The organism is Microbaculum mangrovi, assembly GCF_051390635.1.
GTDB lineage: Bacteria > Pseudomonadota > Alphaproteobacteria > Rhizobiales > Tepidamorphaceae > Microbaculum.
In genome coordinates this window covers 438,836-460,238 of sequence record NZ_JBPODT010000001.1, presented here as the reverse complement: position 1 = coordinate 460,238, position 21,403 = coordinate 438,836, and the positions used below count along the sequence as shown (strand labels likewise).

Below are 21,403 nucleotides of genomic sequence, written 5' to 3'. Positions count from 1 at the left end.
GGATCGGAGCGTCTCCGTCCAAGGGTCGGCTTCAAAGTCGCGGACGGGGGTGCTATAGGGGCCGCGACATTCGTGCCGGCGGCGCTTTCGCGCAGGTGCCGGCTTCCCATTCCATACCGTTAGCGACGCGAAAGGCCCGTTTCATGGCGAAGATCAAGGTCGAAAATCCGGTGGTCGAACTCGATGGCGACGAGATGACCCGGATCATCTGGCAGCTCATCAAGGACAAGCTGATCCATCCCTATCTGGATATCGATCTGAAATACTACGACCTCGGCATCGAGCACCGCGACGAGACCGACGACCAGGTGACCGTCGACGCGGCGGAGGCGATCAAGCAGTACGGCGTCGGCGTCAAGTGCGCCACGATCACGCCGGACGAGGCGCGTGTCGAGGAATTCGGCCTGAAGCGCATGTACCGCTCGCCGAACGGCACCATCCGCAACATCCTGGGCGGCGTCATCTTCCGCGAGCCGATCATCTGCCAGAACGTGCCGCGCCTGGTGCCGGGCTGGACCAAGCCGATCATCATCGGCCGTCACGCCTTCGGCGACCAGTACCGCGCCACCGACTTCAAGTTCCCCGGCAAGGGCAAGCTCACGGTCAAGTTCGAGGGCGAAAACGGCGAGGTGATCGAGCACGAGGTGTTCCAGTCGCCGGGCTCCGGCGTGGCGATGGCCATGTACAACCTCGACGAATCGATCCGCGACTTCGCGCGCGCCTCGATGAACTACGCGCTGAACCGCGACTATCCGCTGTACCTGTCGACCAAGAACACGATCATGAAGGCCTATGACGGGCGCTTCAAAGACATCTTCCAGGAGGTCTTCGACGCCGAGTTCAAGGACAAGTTCGACGCCAAGGGCATCACCTACGAGCACCGCCTGATCGACGACATGGTCGCCGCGGCGATGAAATGGTCGGGCGGCTACGTCTGGGCCTGCAAGAACTACGACGGCGACGTGCAGTCGGACACGGTGGCCCAGGGCTTCGGCTCGCTCGGCCTGATGACGTCGGTGCTGATGTCGCCGGACGGCCGTACGGTGGAAGCGGAGGCCGCGCATGGCACCGTGACGCGCCACTACCGCCAGCACCAGGCCGGTCAGGAGACCTCGACCAACTCGATCGCCTCGATCTTCGCGTGGACGCGCGGCCTGGCGCACCGCGCCAAGCTCGACGACAACGCCGCGCTGGCCAAGTTCGCGTCGACGCTGGAGACGGTCTGCGTCGACACCGTCGAATCCGGCTTCATGACCAAGGACCTGGCGCTGCTCGTGGGCCCCGACCAGAAGTGGCTGACGACGACCGGCTTCCTCGACAAGGTCGACGAGAACCTGCAGACGGCGATGGCCTGAGCCGTCGTCCGACACGAATACGAAAGGGCGCGGTCTTCCGCGCCCTTTTTGTTTGCGGCGTGGCTCGCCCGACGAGGTCAGATCGGCGGGGTCAGATCGGCAGGCTCACACCGTTGGGCTCACATCACCGAATAGGTCGCGACGGTCGCCAGCCGGTCGCCGACCTCGGCGTGCGCGGCGGAGACGTCGTCGATGTCGTCGCCGGTCAGGACCAGGAGCTGGGTCGCCTCGACGGCCCGCACGCGGGCATCGACCTGGGTGATGCGGGTCGCATGGATCTCGCCGAAGTACCCGCTTTCGCCGAGCCGCTCGCGCCGGCCGCCGGTGTCGACCTCGACCAGGCCGGAGACGATGAAGAAGATCGCGCGCGGAACCTCGCCGCGCGGCACGATGATCTCGCCGGCGTCGACGCTGCGGGCCCGCAGCCGCGGCACGATCTCTGCGAGCGTCGCCGCGTCCAGGGCGGCGAACACCGGCAGGCGGGCGACCATGCCCCAGGTCACCACGAAGGCGCGCCGGCGGATCACCTCGATGAAGGCGGTGGCGAAGATGCCGACCGGCAGGGCGAGCATGAAGATGCCCGCGACCATGGTGACGCCGCCGATGACCCGTCCGAGCGTGGTGACCGGCACGACGTCGCCGTAGCCGACCGTCGTGACGGTGACGACGGCCCACCACATGGATTCGGGGATGGACCCGAACTTGTCGGGCTGGGCGCCGCTTTCCGCGGCATAGATCGCCGACGCGGAGACCAGGATGGACCCGGCCAGCAGCACAAGGCAGGCGACGAGGCCGTGGCGTTCGGCACGCAGCGCCTCGATCACCGAGGCCAGGCCGGGCGAATAGCGGGCGAGCTTGAAGAAGCGCAGCAGGCGCAGGATCGCCAGGCTGCGCATGTCGGCATCGAACAGGTGGATGGCGACGAAGGGCAGGAGCGCGATGAGGTCGATGATCCCGCCCGGCGAGGTCGCGTAGCGCAGTCGCGCCTTCCAGGCGGGCAGTCCGCGATAATGCGGGCTCTCGACGCACGACCACAGGCGGGCGACGTATTCGACGGAGAAGACGAGGAGCGAGACCGCCTCGATGACGCGCAGGTCGTAGGGGAACAGGCTGGCGAAGCGGGCGTCGGTATACAGGACCGCGGCGCCGACATTGACGATGATGGCGGCGACGATGATCCGCAAGACGATCTTCGCGGCCACGTCGTTGGGATCCTCGCGCTCGAGGATCGTATTTATCCGGTGCCGCAAAGCCCCCGCCCGTCCCGCCATAACTGCTCTCTCCAGCCGCACATTCCGAATCGGTGGGATGATAAAGCGCAGAGGGCCGTGCCGTAGCGGCCAATCAGGACTTTTTGCCGTCTTCCGCGTCCTCGGCGAGTTCGAGCTCCTCGGAAATGAGGTCACCGCCGCGCACCACGCGTTCCTTGCCGATCCGCTCCGCTGCGATCGTCTTGATGCTTTCGGCGATGTCGGGGCGCCGGTCCATGAGCGTGCGGAAATCGTCGGCGGAGAGCATCAGCAGGTTGACGCGGGTCACGGCGGTGACGGTCGCCGAGCGCCGGGATTTCCGAAGCACCGCCACCTCGCCGAAGAAGTCGCCGGCGCCCAGGCGCACGGTCTCGTCCTTGAGTCTCAGCTGGACCTCGCCGCTGGCGATGAAATACATCGCTTCCGCCGGCTCGCCGCGCCGGGTGATGGTGCCGCCGGGCGGAACGGTCTGGGCCTTCAGCAGCGTCATGATGTCGGCGATCTCGGAGGCGTCCAGGATGGAGAACAGCGGCACGCGGGCGACCATGCTCCAGGTGACGACGAACTCGCGGCGATGAACCTCCTGGGCGAAGGCGGTGGCGACGATGCCGATCGGCAGCGCGAACATGGCGAGCCCGAACAGCATGACGACGCCGCCGAGCATCTTGCCGCCGACCGTGACCGGCACCACGTCGCCATAGCCGACCGTGGTCAGCGTCACGACGGCCCACCACAAGCCCTGCGGGATCGAGCCGAACACGTCCGGCTGGGCCGTGTGCTCGGCGGCGTACATCAGGGCGCCGGCGACGAGAATGAGGCCGGCCATGATGATCAGGCAGGCGGTGAGGGCCCGCCACTCCGACCGGACGGCGCGGCCGAGGCTGCGCAGGCCGGTCGAATAGCGCGCGAGCTTGAAGAACCGGACCAGCCGGAAAACGCGCAACAGGCGCAGGTCCCACGGCATCATGAACGTCAGATAGAAGGGCAAGATGGCCAGCAGGTCTATGATTGCGTAAGGCGTGAGCGCGTAGCGCAGCCGGGCGATATTGGGCTTCATGCCGCTATAGGGCATGTGCTCGGGCGCGACCCACAGGCGTATGGCGTATTCGACGGTGAAGATCGCCACCGACACGATCTCGATGCCGATGAACAGCGAGGCGTATCTGTCGTAGATGGAGGGAACCGTCTCCAGGCAGACGGCGACGACGTTGACGGCGATGAGCGTGACCAGGAACGCGTCGACCACCGACGGCAGGATGCGGTCGGAGGGGCCTTCCTCGATGATCTCGAAGGCGACCCGGCGCGCGGAGGGGCCCTTGCCGCGCGGGTGCGAGCGACGTTTGGTCTCGCCGATTGCAGCGAACAGCGCCGCCAACCAGCCCCGCATCGGTCCTACTCCTTCCCGCTTTCGAGCTGCACCAGCTCGCGCTCCCGTTCCTGGTCGATGCGGCGTGAGACCGCCTCGTCGGGCCATCCCAAACCGGACAGTATGCGCCCCGCCAGCCTGAGGCTGCCCTCCACGGCCTCGGGCACCACGACCTCGGCCCCGAGCTTCGCCAGCGCCCTGGCGTGGTCGGTGTCGCGCGCGCGCGCATAGACCGGCGCGTTGGGCCGGCGCCGGCAGGCGGCCTGTACCATGTGCTCGGCGTTGCGCGGCGAGTCGACGGTGACGATGAAGGCGCGCGCGCGGTCGGCGCCGGCGCGGTCGAGGATTTCCTCGCGGCCGGCGTCGCCGAAGAAGATATGGCGTCCGGACTGGCGTTCGCGTCCGACAAGGCGGGCGTTCTGGTCGATGGCGACGTAGGGTACGTTCTCGGATTCGAGCACCCGGGCGATGGTGCGCCCGACCCGGCCGAAGCCGCCGATCACCACGTGTCCTTCCAGCCCCTCGATCTCTTTCCCGGGCGAGGCGGCACCTTTCTGCTCGATTTCCTCGACGCGGCGCGACACGGCGACGGAGATGCGCGAGAGGAACGGCGTCACGGCCATCGACAGGCCGATCACGACGATGAGGAATTGTGTGGTCTCCACCGACAGGATGCCGCTGGACCGGGCGAGCGCGAAGACGACGAAGCCGAATTCGCCGGCCTGGGCGAGCATGATCGCGGTCTCGGCGGCCGAATGCAGCGACACGCCGAAGACGCGGGCGGTCAGGAACGTGACGGCGGCCTTCAGCGCGATCAGGCCGATGACGGCGGGGATCAGCCAGACGATGAACTTGGCCACGACGGCAAGGTCGATGCTCATGCCGACGGTGATGAAGAACAGGCCGAGCAGCAGCCCCTTGAACGGCTCGATGTCGACTTCGATCTGGTGGCGGTATTCGCTTTCGGCCAGCAGCAGGCCGGCGAGGAAGGCGCCGAGCGCGGGCGACAGGCCCGCGGCTTCGGTGCCGATCGCCGCGGCAACGACGGTGAACAGCACCATCGCCATGATTAGTTCGCGGATGCCGGTGAGCGCGGCCTGGCGCAGGAGCGGGCGCAGCACGTAGCGGCCGAACAGGACGATGGCGGCGACGACCAGAAACGCCTCGATCATCGCGACGCCGATCTCGCTCCAGCTCGCCACGCCGGAGCCGCCGGGCCCGGAGGCGGCGAGCAGCGACACGATGATCAGCGCGGGCACCACCATCATGTCCTGCATCAGCAGCACCGACAGCGACACGCGCCCGGTGGTGGTGGCCAGGCGGCGCTCCTCGACGAGAAGCTGCATGACGATCGCCGTCGACGACAGCGCCAGCGCCAGCCCGACGGCCAGCGCCACCGGTCCCGGCTGACCGAGAAGCGCGACGATAGCGCCGATCAAAACGGTGGTGGCGACGACCTGCACGGTGCCGACGCCGAGCACGTACCGCTTCATCTCCCACAGGCGCGCGAACGACATCTCCAGGCCGAGCACGAACAGCAGGAACACGACCCCCAGTTCGGCGAATGGCTCGACCCGATGCGGATCTTCAAGGACGATGAAGCCGATCAGCGGGAAATCGAACTGGAAGCGGCCGAGCCCGAACGGGCCGACCACGACGCCGGCGACGATGAAGCCGAGCACGGTGCCGAGACGGAAGCGGTGGAACACCGGTACGACGACGCCGGCGACGATCAGGAATACGAGCGCGTCGCTGAGCCAGGCCTGATCTTCCAACCGTACTCCCCCTGTCGGCCGCCGGCATCAAGCGCGGCGGTACGAATCCCGTACAGGAGACATATAGCCGGTAATCCGGTCCGGCGCGAAGTCCCGACCCGACGCCCCGGCCCGACGCCCCGGCCCGACGTGTCCGGGGGAACTCGGGCGCCGACGGGGAATACGCCGGTAGAGGCGGTCGGGGGAGAGGCCGCCCTAGACGGCTTCGGCGAGGCGAAGCTGCGGCGCGCGCGCCGGGGATGCGGACGCGGGCGTGGCCGGTGTCGCGGACAGTCGGGACGGCAGGGGGGTGATTGTCGCGGCCCGTTCGGTCGCGGCGCGCTCCTCCAGCAGGTCGCGGTAGGGGGCGAGATCGACCCCGGCCCGCGCGGCGACATTGATCGTCCGCTCGACGCCGAGGCGGGCGATAGAGGCCTGGGCCCACAGGAGGGCGGCGCGGGTGCCCGTGCCGCAATAGAACAGCACCGGCCCGCCGAGGCCGTGCATCAGCGCGCGGAAGACCGCGACCGGCTCGTCCTCGGCGATATCGACGCTGGCGACGGGGTGATAGTGGAAGTGCAGGCCGTTGCGCCGGGCCGCCGCATGCGCCCGGGCGCGCGGAAGCTGGTCGGCGGCCTCGCCGTCCGGGCGGTTGGCGACGACGGCGCGCACGCCCATCGCGGGCAGCTGATCGAAATCCGCCTCGCGGAGCTGCGAGGCGACGAAGATGCCCCGTTCGAGTTCGACGATGTCTGCCATTTCGTATGCCTTCCTTGCCGTGGCCGCGCCAGTTGCATCACCGGCGGTTCGACCAGGGGCTTGATCTGCATACGAAAATAGGGAGCGGGCGCGCCGAACCCCAAGCATGCCGCACCAAAGTTCGGCGCGGCGGGGAAAAATCCTGCTCCTGCGCGCTCCGGCGATGGAAAACCGTTCCCGCGGGCGGAAACGGCGCGTCCGGCGATGGTGAAACGTGGCGGGAGCGCACGGACGGCGACGCTGACCGGAGGTGCCGATGGAAATCGTTGCGATCGTACCGCGTCGCGCCTTTGGCGCTGGCGTTTGACCCGGAGACGCGGCAAAGGCCTGTCCGAAGGGCGAAACCAGATTCGGGGGCGGCAGGTCGTCCGCCTGGGTCTGGCTTGCGAGCATCGGCGGTTCGGTCTGCACGTGGCTGGCGGACCGATCCGGGCCGGATCGCGGGCTGGACGGATCGCGGCCTGGACGGATCGCGGCCCGGGGGGACGGTCGCGTTCACCAACCGGGCACAGGCGGCGCGAATGCAACGTCTCGTTGCGGAATTGGTTAGGTGGATCATAATTTCGCCCGATCACATCAACACGGTGCCGGAACCGGGACCGAGCGACTTATGCCGATCGTCCCGCTAACCGGGCGGGCGGCGCATCCGAACAGGGGACGTCAATGCGAACCGTGCTTTTTGCCTGCCTTTTATTCGTCGCGGCGAGCTTTCAATCCGCGTTTGGCGAGGCGGACGGCCCGGATTTCTTCCGTGTGGTGAACGTCGCCGCCGACGATGTGCTCAATATCCGCGCCGCGCCGGATGCCGATGCCGAGCGGATCGGCGCCATCCCGCCGGATGCCGACGGGGTGCGTAATCTCGGCTGCCAGGGCGGCCTCAGCTTCGCCGAATGGGAAAAGGCGACGCCTGCCGAGCGGGAGGCGGCGACGCACAGGCGCTGGTGCCGCGTGGCCTGGGACGGCATGGAGGGCTTCGTCGCGGCGCGCTTCCTGGCCGAGGGGGCGGCGCCCACCACCACCGCAATGCCCGCCACCGGTGTGCCCGCCACCGATGTGCCTGCGGCACCGGAAGACGGGGGGCCGCGCAACTGGGAAGTCACCGGGGTGGCGCAGGCGCTGAACCTGCGGGAAGAACCGTCCACGACGGCGCGCATCATCGCCCGCTACGCCCTCGGCACGATCCTCAGCAACCTCGGATGCCGGAGCGTGCAGGGACGTGCCTGGTGCGACGTTCAGGAATTCGGCGGCGGCCCGCGCGGCTTCGTCGCGGCCGACTACCTCAAGCCCGCGACGGGACCGGACGGCGCGGTGGCGACGGGGGAGGACGAGTCATCGCTTCGGGCGGGACAGGGCGATTTCGACGCGACCGGCCGGATCCCCTGTGCCCGATATCCGGGCCAGCCCATGGGGCAGTGCGATTTCGGCGTCGCCCGGTCCGGCGGCGGAGACGCCACGGTCGTCGTGACGCGGCCCGACGGAACCCGGCGGGCGCTGTTCTTCGCCCGCGGCCGGTTCGTCAGCGCGGATACCAGCCAGGCCGACGGCTATCCCGCGGTCGGATCGGAAAAACAAAGCGATCTCAATAGGATCAGCGTCGGTGACGAGCGCTACGAAATTCCCGATGCGGTGATTTTCGGAGGCTGAGACGCCGCGCCGGCGCGGCCGGACCACGGCGGTCGAACCGACCATGACGCAACAGCGAGGTAAGCCATGAACCGTGTCCTCAGCATCCTGTCCGTCGTCCTCCTGATCGGCGTCGCGGCCTGTTCCGAGGAGGAGGAAAAATCCGAACAGACCGCCCCGACGAGCCAGTCGGAACCGGCCAAGACCGAGGCCCCGGCGCCTGAAGCCCCGGCCACGCAGGCCCCAACCACGCAGGCCCCGGCGGCTGAAGCGCCGGCGACCCAGGCCCCCGCCAGCGGTACGGCCAGCGGCACTGCCGCTAGTGGTGACACCACCAGTGGTGACACCACCGCCTCCGAGGTCTCGGACGCGGCGATCGATGCCTGCCTCGCCGCCGTCCGGCAGGAGACGGGCGAAGCCGACGTCGCCGTGCTCAGTACGGAGTTCTCCGAGGCCAATTCGCTGGTGATGATCGGTGTGGGGGCGCAGCGCGCGCCGTGGAAATGCCTGGTCTCCAACGACGGCCAGGTCGCCGGGGTGTCGTTTGCGGGCGACGAAGGCAAGCTGTGACGCAAGCGAGCTGTGCCGTAGGCAAGCTGTGACGTAGGCAAGCTGTGACGTAGGTCCGGGGCGCGCATCGCGCGCCCCGGCCGCGGCGCGCGGTCAGCCGGGCGCCTTGTAGGAGGCGGCGAACTTGCCGGCCTTCTTCTGCATCTCGGTGAACTCGGACGAGGAGAAGGCGCGGATGGTCTGGACGTTGGTGACCGCCCCGGCCCCGCCGGCCGCCATCAGGCCGGCCATCAGCGACGTCACGTCGTCGATCGACACGGTCATGGAGAAGTCGGTCGGCCCCGTGGTGATGTGAAACGCCTCGAGCTTGCCGCCCGCCGCCTTGGTGATGGCCTTGGCGGCGGCCTCGCGATCGCTGGGCTTGGACATCATGCCCTTGATCGCCGCCGGCGTGTAGCAGCCCGTCACGATGAACCTTGCCATGGTGAACCTCCCTTCACGGGGGCCTCAGCGCAGCCTGCCGGCCTGCCCGGTGCAAGCCTGTTGCGGCCTGCGTGTCCCCCCGGAAACCATACACGCATTTTGCGAAGCCGGCGAAGAAAAACATGCCTCTCAGGGCGGACGCGGGCCCCGGTCAGTCGTCTGCCTCGCGGCACAGGTTTTCGATCCGCCGGGCGATCTCGTTGCGGAACTCGTCGATGTCCACCGGCCCCTCGTCCAGCGGCGGGGCAAGCGGCCCGCGGTCGCGCTGCAGCCCGCGCTCCACGTCGACCAGCGTCTGCAGGGTGCGGGCGAGGGCGGCCAGGTTCTGCGCGGCGCGGATCGTGTCGGCGGCCGCGTCCTGCGCGTGCAGGTCGCGCAGGTGCCGGTCGATCGCCCGCCACAGGCGCCCGGCCGTCGCCGCGCGGTCGATGTCGTCGTCGCCGGCCGGCGGCGGGGCACCGGCCTGACGCGGGTCTCCCCCGGGCAGCCCGGTCCCGGCCTCGCCGGCCAGCGCCTGCAGCGCGGGCGTCGGGGCCAGGGCTGGGCGCCGCTTCTGCCGGCGCGGGCTGACGCCGGGCCGGCGCGCGGTCGCCCACTGTTCGCGGCGGGCGCGCTGGTAGATCGCGGATTCCGACACCTCGGCGAGAATGGCGATCTCGGCGATGGTCAGTTCGCTGGCCTCGTAGAGCTTGCGGACCAGCGCCAGCCGGTCCTCGGGCAGGTGGGGCATGGTGGACTCCGGTGTTGGAGTGGACGGGAAGGGGGTGGCGGCGCGACGGGAACAGACCGCCCCCACGCCATCCACGTCATTGCCGGGCTTGACCCGGCAATCTCAGGCGGCGTGCCCCAAACAACGAGATGCCCGGGTCAAGCCCGGGCATGACGTGCGAGGGGGAAGGGGCCTCGATCCGGAGCCTGTCCTCGGGCCGCGCCTGCGCGGACCCGGGGGAGACGGTCGCTGTCGCGACCTCCTCAGGATGAGGAGACACTCGGAGTGAAACCCTCATGGTGAGGCGCGTCCCGGACGCTCGCGTCTCGGACACTCGTGTCCCGGACACTCGTGTCCCGAACCAGGCGGGCCCGGCCTCTGCTTCGTCATCCCGGACGCGGCCCGCGACATCGGATGTTTCCGATGTCCGCATGAGGATGAGACATCGGAACCATCCGATGTCTCGCCGCGATCCGGGATCGGAGCGCCACGGACAGCGCAGGGGCTCGCCGATCCCGGCTCTCCACTGCGTTGCGGCCGGGATGACGACGCAGAGGGCGGCGTGCGCCGGCCTGGACCCCGGCGAAGGCGGGGGTGAGCGGCTGGAGGACGGCCGCGCCACACACACCGCGCATTCCCGCGCAGGCGGGGGCCGGAGGTGTCAGGCCCGGACGCAGAAACGCCGCCGGGCTCGCCGCCGTTGCGTCCTTGCCGGGCGTTCGTCGCTCGAAACGCATTTGCGTTTCGTCCGTCCAAGCGGACCGCGCCTTCCCCCCTCACCTGCGCCTTTGGCGCGACCTCTCCCCGCCGGGGAGCGGTGAAGGCTTGTGGTGTGGCCGGGGGCGTGCGGCAGTCGCGCACACCCGATCCGTCGTCATCCCGGCCAAGCGACGCGCGAGCCGGGATCGGAGAGCCCCCGCACGCGCCGGGTTTCCCCGATCCCGGATAGCCGCTGCCCGGCGTCCGGGATGACGATGGTTACGTTGGCTCGTGGCGACAGGCGCACACGCAAAAACGCTGCCGGGCTGGTTGCCGCCGGCGGCGCGCGGATTGCAGGCGCAGGTGTCGAGTGTGCTGGCAGTCTACCAGAGGAGCGGCACGGTGGGCAAGGAATTTATTCCTAAACGCAGTTCAAGGTGAGTCCGCTGGTATTTGCTAAGAAGCGCGCTAGCCACAAGATTCGGGCGTGGCGGCAAGGTCAGTTAATCGTCCAGTATCGAACAATGAACGTGATCTATTTCTATTCCTTGAATGTTATAGTTCTTTGGATAGGATGAGTTTTCAAACGAGGCAAGGAGCTTTGCGCGCCTTCATATTGGAGATTGACGGTCTCGCAATTTACGCGTCGTCACTCTATCTCGATCGCGAGACATGACGCGTCGTCATCCAGTTTTTCGGTAGACAAATCATCCTGCAGCGCCGCCCAGAAGTCGTCGAACATAGGGTTCGACGAAGATAGTTGTGCGATGCGCCTGCGCAATAACTTATTGTGGAAGCCGTCGCTCGTTAGAAGAATACGATCGCCTTTCTGGACGGTAAAATCCTGCTCGTGCAGATCGTAGTCCCGCGTGGAAGACATAGCGGAGAGAAGTACATTTCGCCGAGGGTAGCGGGCAGCTTGGTGCTTTGTCAGGACGCCATCATCCAAGAGCTTCTGGACTTCCGTCTGGTCTTTAGTACGCGCGATGACGCCCGAGCCACGGTAGTGGGAAATCCGCGTATCTCCGACGTGGCCGACAATAGCACGGTTGCCACAGATGCGTAGTACCGAGAGCGTCGTGCTAATCGGTTTTTCAACCTCCTGGTCGCGTGCGACGTCGGCGAGTTTTTGTCGAATAATTGAAAATACCTTGGCCATAGAATATCGGTTGTTCACCTCTCGCAAGGTCTGGAGACTTGTCCGCGCAGCCAAGCCGCCTAGCGCGGATGATCCAACGCCATCCGCAATCGCACACCAGGTGCAGCCCCCTGCTTCGAAAGGAAGCAGAATGGCATCCTGATTTTCACCCTTCGGCCCGATAATGCTGCACGACTTGAACTTCATCCCGCGCCGGCCAGTAAGGTTTGAAGCGTCGGATGAAGTCGGTCTGGTTTCACGTCGATTGAAGCTTCGATATGATGCATCCAATCCTCAAATGGCAAATCACGCGCGACGACTTCCATTCTGATGCGGTCGGCAAGAGCCGGGTCGCAGTCATGCCCCGCCATTCGAATGAACTGCCATTCGACGCGCCATCGATTATGGCTCGTTCCAAGTTGAAGCATAGCGAGTGCGATTTTTGCCTTGAGGCTCAGATCGCCAAGATCGAAGAAAACTTGTGCCTTGTCAGAGATTATATCACAGTAATTAAATTCAAATTGATCGGATATTGCGTATTCAGAATATATCTCTCCTAGGCCATGGAGCATATCTGGTGAACTATTGTGTATAGAGTGAATATGATTGAGTGATAATATGCGCATTATATTTCTATTGGATATTCCTTTATCTGCATTGTCGTCAATTAAATTGAATACACGGTCCCATTCTTCGTCATTAAGGTCATTGTTTTCTTTAAGAACTTGGATAACGTCTTCTTCTTCTTGCGAGAAGAACTGGATCGCTGTGTTATCTAGAACGTTGAAAAGATCCTCGCGAAGCGCCGCGATAGATGCGTAACGCCTGCGTGGTTGTGCCTTTGTGCATTTCTCGACGATGGGTTTCAGCGCGCCCGCTACGGTCAACTCGGCATGAGGGACCCGGCCGACGCCACCGCCGAAAATATCGTGTAGAATTGCCCCAAAGGAATAGATGTCAGCTTGTTCCGTGGCTCGCCGGAAGTTATTCGCGCATTCTGGTGCCCGGTACATCGGCGTTCCGCCCGCCATGTTTGAGCCGGTGAGTGTTGAGGTTTGTCCGACGCCGGGCGTCGTTAGCCCCAAGTCAGATATGCTATATAGGACCGAGCCATTGTCCTGGGGGAACTTGAGGACGTTTGCTGGTTTCAAGTCGCGGTGACGTAGCCCGCGCCGATGCAACGCCTCAAGGCCCGCAAGAATATCGAACAGTGGTTTCTTCGGTGCACCGCAGAGCGTTCTATCTGCTTCCAAGTCGTCCTTTAAGCTGCCAGCTGCGAGCGGCATGACGAACGACGGTGGTTTGGCAGTTAGATTGTGCGCCAATACCGGAACTACATTAGGGTGATCCACCATCTGCTGATAACGGACTTCCCGCTCAAAACGACGGAATAACATTGCATGATCCTGCTGCTGAAATGCAGCGGGGTTTAGGACTTTTAGTGCGTATCTATTGCCGTCGTCGCCCAGCACCTCGTGAACGATACCGAAGCCACCGCGACCGATTTCCTTGACGGGTGTGTAATTCACAAGACCCTCGCTGACTCGCGAAGTGGATTATTCTGCGAACAGTGCTTTAGCATTGGCACCGGGCACAGGATAGTGCCCCACTTGCTCCTGTGCGGCGGTGGTCCGTAACTCCTTGATCGCCCATTAAGGCAGTGCCGGATGCACTAGTAGGCGCGGTTATTTCGTTGCGCGTTCCCCTAAGACCCCACCAATCGCCTCAAGCGCCGCTTGGGCCTTGGACCCCTCGGGTCCGCCGGCCTGGGCCATGTCGGGGCGGCCGCCGCCGCCCTTGCCGCCCAGCGCCTCGGCGCCGACGCGCACCAGATCCACGGCGCTGATCGTATCCGTCAGATCATCCGTGACGCCGACGACGAGGCCGGCCTTGCCGTCCTCGGTGACGCCGACGATGGCGACGACGCCCGAGCCGATCTGCGTCTTTGCCGCGTCGGCGAGCGGACGCAGGTCCTTGGGCTGGACGCCCTGAACCGCGCGGCCGAGGAACTTCGTCTCGCCGACGGTGACGATCTCCGGGCCGGCACCACCGCTGCCGCCGCCCATGGCGAGCTTGCGGCGGGCCTGGCCAAGCTCGCGCTCCAGCGTCTTGCGCTCGTCGAGCAGGCTTTTCAGCCGCTCCTCGACCTCGTCGGGCGATACCCGCAACTCGGCGGCGACGGACCGCAGGCGCTGGTCCTGGCGGCTGAGATAGTGGCGGGCGGCATCGCCCGTCAGCGCCTCCAGCCGGCGCACGCCGGCGGCCACCGCGCCCTCGCCGACGATCGCCACCAGGCCGATATCGCCGGTGCGGCGCACATGCGTGCCGCCGCACAGCTCCACCGACCAGGGGGCATTCGCCCCCGATCCCTTTGAGCCTGACGTACCCTCCGAAGGCTGGCCCTCCGGAGGATTGCCCATCGAGACGACGCGGACCTCGTCGCCGTATTTCTCGCCGAACAGCGCCATGGCGCCGGACTCGATCGCCTCGTCGACATCCATGACGCGGGTGACGACCGCGTCGTTCTGCAGGATCACGTCGTTGGCGAGATCGGCGATGGTCTCGATCTCGGCGGCCTCGACGGGCTTGGGATGGGAGAAGTCGAAGCGCAGCCGGTCGGGCGCGACCAGCGAGCCTTTCTGGGCGACGTGATCGCCCAGCACCTGGCGCAGCGCGGCATGCAGCAGGTGGGTCGCCGAATGGTTGGCGCGCACCGCGGCGCGGCGGGCGTGGTCGACGGCGAGCTCCAGCGGCTGGCCGATCTCCAGCGCGCCGGCCTCCAGCCGGCCGACATGGGCCCAGATCGCGTGCAGCTTCTTCTGGGTGTCGGTGACGCGGAAGACGGCGCGCGCGTTTGTCGAGGCGGGGCCGGCAGCGTCGGGGCCGGCGTCGGGGCCGCGCATGACGCCGGCATCGCCGACCTGGCCGCCGGATTCGGCGTAGAAGGGGGTCTGGTTGAGGATGACGATGCCCTCGTCGCCGGCCTCCAGGCGCGAGACCTCGCGGCCGTCCTTCAACAGCGCGGTGACGACGCCCTCGGCGGTCTCGGTGTCGTAGCCGAGGAACTCGGTGGCGCCGACCCGGTCGCGCAGGGCGAACCAGACGGTCTCGGTGGCCGCCTCGCCGGAGCCGGCCCAGGCGGCGCGCGCCTCGGCGCGCTGGCGCGCCATGGCGGTGTCGAAGCCGGCGGTGTCGACGGCGATGCCGCGCGACTTCAGCGCGTCCTGGGTGAGATCGAGCGGGAAACCGTAGGTGTCGTAGAGCTTGAAGGCGGTCTCGCCGGCGAGCTCGGCGCCGGCGGCCATGCCCGCGGTCGCCTCGTTGAGCAGGTCGAGGCCGCGCGCCAGCGTCTTGCGGAAGCGGGTCTCCTCCAGCTTCAGCGTCTCGGTGACCAGCGGCTCGGCGCGGACGAGCTCGGGGTAGGCGCGGCCCATCTCGGCGACGAGGACGGGGACCAGGCGCCACAACAGCGGCTCGCGGACGCCGAGCAGCTCGGCGTGGCGCATGGCGCGGCGCATGATGCGGCGCAGGACGTAGCCGCGGCCTTCGTTGGAAGGCAGCACGCCGTCGGCGATCAGGAAGGCGGCGGCGCGCAGGTGGTCGGCGATGACGCGGTGGCTCGGCCCGTGCGCGCCCTCGGCCGGTACGCCGGTGAGTTCGACGGAGGCCGCGATCAGGTGGCGGAACAGGTCGATCTCGTAGTTGTCGTGGGTGCCCTGCAGCACCGCGGCGATGCGCTCCAGCCCCATGCCGGTGTCGATCGAGGGCCGGGGCAGGGACACGCGCTCGTCCGGCGTGACCTGCTCGAACTGCATGAACACGAGGTTCCAGATCTCAATAAACCGATCCCCATCCTCATCCGGGCTGCCGGGGGGGCCGCCGGGGATATGGGGGCCGTGGTCGAAAAAGATTTCGGAGCAGGGGCCGCAGGGGCCGGTCTCGCCCATCGCCCAGAAATTGTCGCTCGTGGGAATTCGGATGATCTTGTCGTCGGACAGGCCGGCGATCTTCTTCCACAGGTCGTGCGCCTCATCATCCTCGGCGTAGACGGTGACGAGCAGGCGATCCCTGTCGAGGCCGAACTCGCGGGTGACGAGGTTCCAGGCGAGCTCGATGGCGAGATCCTTGAAGTAGTCGCCGAACGAGAAATTGCCGAGCATCTCGAAGAAGGTGTGGTGCCGGGCGGTGTAGCCGACATTGTCGAGATCATTGTGCTTGCCGCCGGCGCGCACGCACTTCTGGGCCGTCACCGCGCGGGAGTAGGGCCGGTGCTCGGCGCCGGTAAAGACGTTCTTGAACTGCACCATGCCGGCGTTGGTGAACATTAGCGTCGGATCGTTGCGCGGCACGAGCGGGCTCGAGGCGACGATTTCGTGGCCGTTCCGGTTGAAATAGTCGAGGAACGCGGTGCGGATCTCGTTGACGCCGGTCATCGGGCGGTACACCTGTCTTGCACTGGAAAAGGCCCTGCACTGAAAGTGTCGGGGCGGCGGGCCGATCCCGCCGGTGCGGCCAAACTGGACGGCCGCGCGTGGTTTTAGCGACGGGCCCGCAGGCTGTCCACCGGATCACATAAGCGAAACGGCGCGTCGCACAAGGCGACGCGCCGTCCCGGCAAGGATTTGCGATGGTGCGTGGCTGGTCAGGCCTCCAGCGCGGCGTCGCCGTCGTCGTCGGCCCCGTCGTTGCCGGACTTACTGGATTTGCTGGCCAGGGAGACCGAAAGGCCCGCATTTTGGCGGATCGCCGTCTCGATCTGGTTGGCGATCTCGGTGTTGTCGCGCAGGAATTGCTTGGAGTTCTCCCGGCCCTGGCCGAGGCGCTGGCTATCGTAGGAGAACCAGGCGCCGGACTTCTCGACGACGCCGGCCTTGACGCCGAGGTCGAGCAGTTCGCCGGTCTTGGAGATACCCTCGCCGTACATGATGTCGAACTCGATCTCGCGGAAGGGCGGGGCGAGCTTGTTCTTCACCACCTTCACCCGGGTCTGGTTGCCGACGACCTCGTCGCGGTCCTTGATCGCGCCGATGCGGCGGATGTCGAGGCGGACGGAGGCATAGAACTTGAGCGCGTTGCCGCCGGTGGTGGTCTCCGGGCTGCCGAACATCACGCCGATCTTCATGCGGATCTGGTTGATGAAGATGACCATGGTGTTGGAGCGGGAAATCGAGCTGGTCAGCTTCCTGAGCGCCTGGCTCATCAGGCGGGCCTGCATGCCGGGCAGGGAGTCGCCCATCTCGCCTTCCAGCTCGGCGCGCGGGGTCAGCGCGGCGACGGAGTCGATGACGAGAACGTCGATCGCGCCGGAGCGCACCAGCGTGTCGGCGATCTCGAGCGCCTGTTCGCCGGTGTCGGGCTGGGAAATCAGCAGGTCGTCGACGCCGACGCCGAGCTTCTTGGCATAGGTGGGATCGAGGGCGTGCTCGGCGTCGATGAAGGCGCAGATGCCGCCGCGCTTCTGGGCTTCGGCGACCGTGTGCAGCGCCAGCGTTGTCTTGCCGGAGGATTCCGGCCCGTAGATCTCGACAACGCGGCCGCGCGGCAGGCCGCCGATGCCAAGTGCGATGTCCAGGCCGAGCGAGCCGGTCGGGATCGAGGCGATCTCGACGACCTTGCCGTCCTGGCCGAGCCGCATGATCGAACCCTTGCCGAAGTGGCGTTCGATCTGTCCGAGCGCGGCTTCGAGCGCCTTGTTCTTGTCCATTCCGACTCCTTCAACGACGCGCAGCGGAGATACAGCCATCGGTCCCACTCCTTATTCCACAAGGGGCTCGTGATTCACCAGAGCGAATGCGATCCGGTTGCGCAGAATGTACCCGGTTTGTTCCAAGAACACAATGGGAACATCTTGCCGAGTGGAGCAATCCCGGGGCCCGCGGGAGATTTGGCCGCCGCGCTTCCGCGACGAGCGATGGCGCAATCGCGAGAACCGGTCGCTTACGGAACGGTCTCGGCGACCTGCAACAGGTCGATAGGGGGGAAGCGCTTAAGCTTCTTGGCGACGTCCATGTTGATGACGATTGCGAAGTTCGTCATGCGGGCAACCGGCAGGTCACCGGCCTGGGCCCCGCCGACGAGTATTTTTTCCGCCTGTTCTCCGGCAAGACGCCCGACCTCGTAGTAGCGCGGCGCGACGGAAATCAGCGCTTCGGAGTCGCGCACCAGCGATTCGTACGGGCTGAGCACCGGAATCCCGTTCTGCATCGCCGCTCCCGTCACGGCGCCTCCGTTCTCACGCAAGAACGACGATGAACCCAGATAGATGAAGTCGACGCCGGCGGCCTTCAGCTCGGCGACTTTCGGCGCGATGTCCTCGATCCGGGGTTCGCCGTCCCCGCCGGCCGGAAGCTCGACGGCGGTAAACGCAAAGCCCAGTTCCTTGCTCAGTCCGGCGATTTCGTCGCGTTTCAGAACGGAGTTCTTTTCACTGGCGCTATACATCAGTCCGAGGTGCTCGAAGTCGGGAAGGTATGCACGGATCGTCTGGATGTTCACGTCTTCCGGCACGCGGTTATAGGTTCCCGTGACGTTCGGCCGGCCGGTACTGTCCAGGGACTCGATTATGCCGGCCCCGACAGGATCGGCGACGATCGTGAAGACCTGCGGGATGTCGTGATTGAAGGCGGCGTCGCCAAGCTCGGAAAGCGTCCCCGCGATACCGCGGGTGACCGTGGTGCCCCATGACAGGATGAGATCGACTTGTTCCGCGCGCGCCTCGGCGAGAATGTCCGGCAGGATTTCCTTCTTCTGATCCGCGTCGCGCAGGATGAAGGCCGCGTCGACCCCCTTTTCGGTCAGGTAGTCCTGAAACCCCTGGCAGGCCTCCTCGCAGCCGCGCCAGGTCGCAATCATCACGTTGAACTGGGCCGCCGCAGCCGGCGCCGTGAACAACAAGCAAGCCGCCACCGTTGCCACGACTATGCGCATACGATTGATCTCCCTAGGCCCCAGGCCGCCTTCTCTCGACGGCTTCTAAGACAGCGTAGAGAACCATACCGCAAATCACCGCAATGCCCAGCGCGCGTATGCTGGTCGCGGCGCCCATGTCGCCAAGCAGCAATGCGCTCGCCCCCAGTCCGATGATCGCGCCGACCCGTTCGACAAGCCTCAGGACGCTGAGGGCCATGCCCGAGCCGGCTGTCATCGCGATCGCCTGGCTGTAGAGCGGTGCCCGGATGAGCGTGTGACCGACGCCCAGGCCGGCCACGGCCAGCGTGATTGCCCAGAAGCCGTCCCAAACCGTCAGGGACAGGAGCGCGGCCGCCGATGCCAGCGTTCCCGTCAGAATGAACGGCACCGAGCCGAGCCGGGTGTCCGACAGGCGGGCGACCGTGGGCCCGAACAGCACGACCGCCAGATAGTAGAGCATGACAACACGCGCGATGTCGGCAGAGCCGTAGCCGGCGTCGGCAAGCGTGAGGGGCGTGAGGTACCAAATGAGGATCGCGGTGGCCGCGTTCATCGGAACGGCAACACCAAGAAGAAGCGCCAGATAGCGGGCGCCGAGCCGAGGGCGCCGTGGCGTGTCCTGCGGGCGGCGCGTGTCCCCGATATGCGGATCCCCGGCCCGCCCGCGCATCATGAAATATCCAAGGACGCCGGAAAATGCCGCGAAGAGCGCACCGGTCGCGAAGGCGAGGGAGAACCCCAGGCGGCCCGCTATGAGGCCGCCGAGCGCCGATCCGCAGAATACGCCTGCATAGACGACCACCACGAACGCGCCGACAGACCGTGTGTTTCCCAGCGCGTCGGCGGCGCGAATGGCGTATTCCTGGCAGGAGATGGTCGCGGTGGCGTAGAAGATCGCCGTGACCCCGCGCCAAAACGTGATCTCGATCAGGCTGTCGCTGACCGCCATCCCGGCAAGCGCCACGACGACAGGCGGGACCGATCCCAGGAACAGCCGGCGCGCGCCGAAGCGTTGCGCCAGGGAGCCCGCGAACGGCGACAAAGCCGCCAGCGCAACCAGGTAGAGAACCAGGGGTGCGGCCGCGGCCAGATCGGCGCTCAGCCAATCGGGCCTGCCGGCATTCCGAGCGTAGAGCGGCAGGAACGCGGCGCTGATTTCCGTGGCGACGGAGAACAGGAACAGCGCAAGCCGGATATCGCCGATATCCGACAGTCTCAATCGTTCGGCGCGCGCCATGGCGATCTTCACGCCGGCGCCCGCCATCGCGGTCGTCCGCAGCGCCAGCGGCAGGGATGCCTGCCGCTGCGCCAGGTCCGTGGCGTGATCGTTGAGGCGGGCGGCGGCGCGGCCGAGCGCGCCGAGACCGCCGGCGCGAACGCTGTGCCGGAAATCGCTCCGTGACTGCTCGACCAGGAGACGGAATACCCGGTCGAACGGCTTACCGACCGAACCGGTGGCGATCGCCAGCGCGAGTTCCAGCGCCAGCAGCGTGGCGACGAGCGCCACCACCATCACATCGAGGAGAACCTCACGCAGCCGGGTCTGGACGAAGAGTGGGCTGGTCTCGACCTTGATCCTGCCGACCAGTTCGTTGCCCTCCAGGATCGGCAACTCGAACGTCGTTTCCCGAAGCGTAATGACCTGATCGATGAGAGCGTTCTGGAACACGGCGGGGGGCAATGGGCGTGCGACCGCGGCCAGTGTCTGTCCCGAGGCCGAAATGATGGCGATGCCCTGCACCTCATTGAACTTGGTGAGAATGCCGGAGAGATGCTGGTCCAGCCCGACGATCGCATCGAAGGGGATTCCCAGATCGAGGACACGCTGGATCTCGTTGCGGACGATCGACCCTATCAGGCGCGTCCTGTTGAGCAGCTCCGGTTCGACGGCCCTGTCGAAGGAACGGATGCAGATGATGCCGACCACCAGCACGGACACCATGACGGTCGTCGCCAGCACCCAGCTCAAGCGGGAGCGCAGTCCTTCGCGATCGAGGGCGCGCACTCTCATGGCGCGCCGTCTTTTTCGTCGCCGAGCGATTGTCCGACCGCGCGATATCGCGCTTCGGCCGTGTCGAGCAGGGACAGCAGTTCGTTGGTATCGTCCGCGACGGGTTCGACGACACCTCCGGCGGCGCTGCGCCACGCGTTTCGCTCGAAACCGGTGAACGTCCTGTCGATGCCATCGAACAGCGCGATCTGCCTGCGCAGCCCGAAGCGCATCAAGATGCCGCTGAGCCCGGCGGCGATGATCATCACGCCGAGGGCGGCAAGGCCGAGCTCTGCCGCCATCGCCAGGATCTGCGTGATATTTCCGCCGCCGGGATAGACGATCAGGATGCCACCGACGGTGGTGCCGGTGGTCGACCGGATGTCGATGCTGCTCAGGAAACCATCGGCGGTTTCGCGGTGCCACGGCGCGCCGTTCGCGGCGGCCCTCGCAGCAAGGCCCTCGGGAGGTATGGCGGCGGGAGCCGGGACCGCGGTCGACTTGATGATTCGGCCGTCCGCGTCGAAAACGTGGATCGCCTGGATGGAATCATCGGATTGTCGCGCCCGTTCCAGAAGCGCTTCGGCATTGCGGACGCTCGAGAGCGGCAGCCCGATCTTTGCCGCGGCCCTGAACGGCGCCGCGGTGCTGTCGGCCAGGACGACCAGACGGTCGCCGACCAGACCGGAATTGATATTACCGAACTGAAGTGTCGCCAAAGTGACGAAAATCGTGAGCACAATCAGGTTTGCGATCGTCACCGCGAACCAGATGCGCCAGAACAGAGCCATGTTCCTCCCCCCGGGACACGGAATGTGCGCAGTCACCCGCCCGCAGGAACAGCTTAACCATTAAGCG

Annotated in this window: 16 protein-coding genes; 3 read left to right on the top strand and 13 right to left on the bottom strand. The window is 66.3% G+C overall.

Annotated features, from left to right (window positions below):
• The first annotated feature begins 143 nt into the window (after positions 1-143).
• Positions 144-1,355, top strand: a complete 1,212-nt coding sequence (locus tag ACSF9G_RS02185) for an NADP-dependent isocitrate dehydrogenase (protein WP_436637841.1) — start codon at positions 144-146, stop codon at positions 1,353-1,355.
• Between the two features lie 119 nt (positions 1,356-1,474).
• On the opposite strand, the gene ACSF9G_RS02180 is transcribed toward ACSF9G_RS02185, so the two are convergent.
• The 4 genes from ACSF9G_RS02180 to ACSF9G_RS02165 form a co-directional block, all read right to left on the bottom strand.
• The gene (locus ACSF9G_RS02180; RefSeq protein WP_436637839.1) at positions 1,475-2,626 is read right to left on the bottom strand and encodes a cyclic nucleotide-gated ion channel; all 1,152 of its coding nucleotides are present in this window, start codon (positions 2,624-2,626) and stop codon (positions 1,475-1,477) included.
• Between the two features lie 73 nt (positions 2,627-2,699).
• Positions 2,700-3,992, bottom strand: a complete 1,293-nt coding sequence (locus ACSF9G_RS02175) for a cyclic nucleotide-gated ion channel (protein ID WP_436637837.1) — start codon at positions 3,990-3,992, stop codon at positions 2,700-2,702.
• Positions 3,993-3,997: 5 nt separating this feature from the next.
• The gene (locus tag ACSF9G_RS02170) at positions 3,998-5,746 is read right to left on the bottom strand and encodes a cation:proton antiporter domain-containing protein (RefSeq protein ID WP_436637835.1); all 1,749 of its coding nucleotides are present in this window, start codon (positions 5,744-5,746) and stop codon (positions 3,998-4,000) included.
• A gap of 195 nt (positions 5,747-5,941) precedes the next feature.
• Positions 5,942-6,484: a protein tyrosine phosphatase family protein gene (locus tag ACSF9G_RS02165; protein WP_436637832.1), complete on the bottom strand. Its 543-nt coding sequence runs from the start codon at positions 6,482-6,484 to the stop codon at positions 5,942-5,944.
• A gap of 663 nt (positions 6,485-7,147) precedes the next feature.
• Here ACSF9G_RS02165 and ACSF9G_RS02160 point away from each other — a divergent pair.
• On the top strand, positions 7,148-8,128 hold the full coding sequence (locus ACSF9G_RS02160; protein ID WP_436637830.1) for an SH3 domain-containing protein: 981 nt from the start codon (positions 7,148-7,150) through the stop codon (positions 8,126-8,128).
• A gap of 66 nt (positions 8,129-8,194) precedes the next feature.
• Positions 8,195-8,677: a hypothetical protein gene (locus ACSF9G_RS02155; protein WP_436637828.1), complete on the top strand. Its 483-nt coding sequence runs from the start codon at positions 8,195-8,197 to the stop codon at positions 8,675-8,677.
• A 93-nt stretch (positions 8,678-8,770) separates the two neighbouring features.
• On the opposite strand, the gene ACSF9G_RS02150 is transcribed toward ACSF9G_RS02155, so the two are convergent.
• From ACSF9G_RS02150 to ACSF9G_RS02110, 9 genes are all read right to left on the bottom strand, one after another.
• Positions 8,771-9,100 carry a GYD domain-containing protein gene (locus ACSF9G_RS02150; RefSeq protein WP_436637826.1) on the bottom strand — a complete coding sequence of 110 codons (330 nt, stop codon included), beginning with the start codon at positions 9,098-9,100 and terminating at the stop codon, positions 8,771-8,773.
• Between the two features lie 151 nt (positions 9,101-9,251).
• On the bottom strand, positions 9,252-9,830 hold the full coding sequence (locus ACSF9G_RS02145; RefSeq protein WP_436637824.1) for a hypothetical protein: 579 nt from the start codon (positions 9,828-9,830) through the stop codon (positions 9,252-9,254).
• A 1,327-nt stretch (positions 9,831-11,157) separates the two neighbouring features.
• Positions 11,158-11,853, bottom strand: a complete 696-nt coding sequence (locus ACSF9G_RS02140; protein WP_436637822.1) for a PP2C family protein-serine/threonine phosphatase — start codon at positions 11,851-11,853, stop codon at positions 11,158-11,160.
• Entirely contained in the window at positions 11,850-13,175 is a 1,326-nt protein-coding gene (locus ACSF9G_RS02135) for a serine/threonine-protein kinase (RefSeq protein ID WP_436637820.1), read from the bottom strand. The genes ACSF9G_RS02140 and ACSF9G_RS02135 overlap by 4 nt, the downstream gene beginning before the upstream one ends.
• Before the next feature lie 156 nt (positions 13,176-13,331).
• Positions 13,332-16,079, bottom strand: a complete 2,748-nt coding sequence (gene alaS / locus ACSF9G_RS02130) for an alanine--tRNA ligase (protein WP_436637818.1) — start codon at positions 16,077-16,079, stop codon at positions 13,332-13,334.
• A 209-nt stretch (positions 16,080-16,288) separates the two neighbouring features.
• Entirely contained in the window at positions 16,289-17,389 is a 1,101-nt protein-coding gene (recA, locus tag ACSF9G_RS02125) for a recombinase RecA (RefSeq protein ID WP_436637816.1), read from the bottom strand.
• A 194-nt stretch (positions 17,390-17,583) separates the two neighbouring features.
• Entirely contained in the window at positions 17,584-18,573 is a 990-nt protein-coding gene (locus ACSF9G_RS02120; protein ID WP_436637814.1) for an ABC transporter substrate-binding protein, read from the bottom strand.
• A gap of 13 nt (positions 18,574-18,586) precedes the next feature.
• Positions 18,587-20,566, bottom strand: coding sequence for an MFS transporter (locus tag ACSF9G_RS02115; RefSeq protein WP_436637812.1), 1,980 nt, complete (start codon positions 20,564-20,566; stop codon positions 18,587-18,589).
• Positions 20,563-21,336, bottom strand: a complete 774-nt coding sequence (locus tag ACSF9G_RS02110) for a hypothetical protein (protein ID WP_436637810.1) — start codon at positions 21,334-21,336, stop codon at positions 20,563-20,565. Before ACSF9G_RS02110 ends, ACSF9G_RS02115 begins: the two co-directional genes overlap by 4 nt.
• Positions 21,337-21,403: the final 67 nt, after the last annotated feature.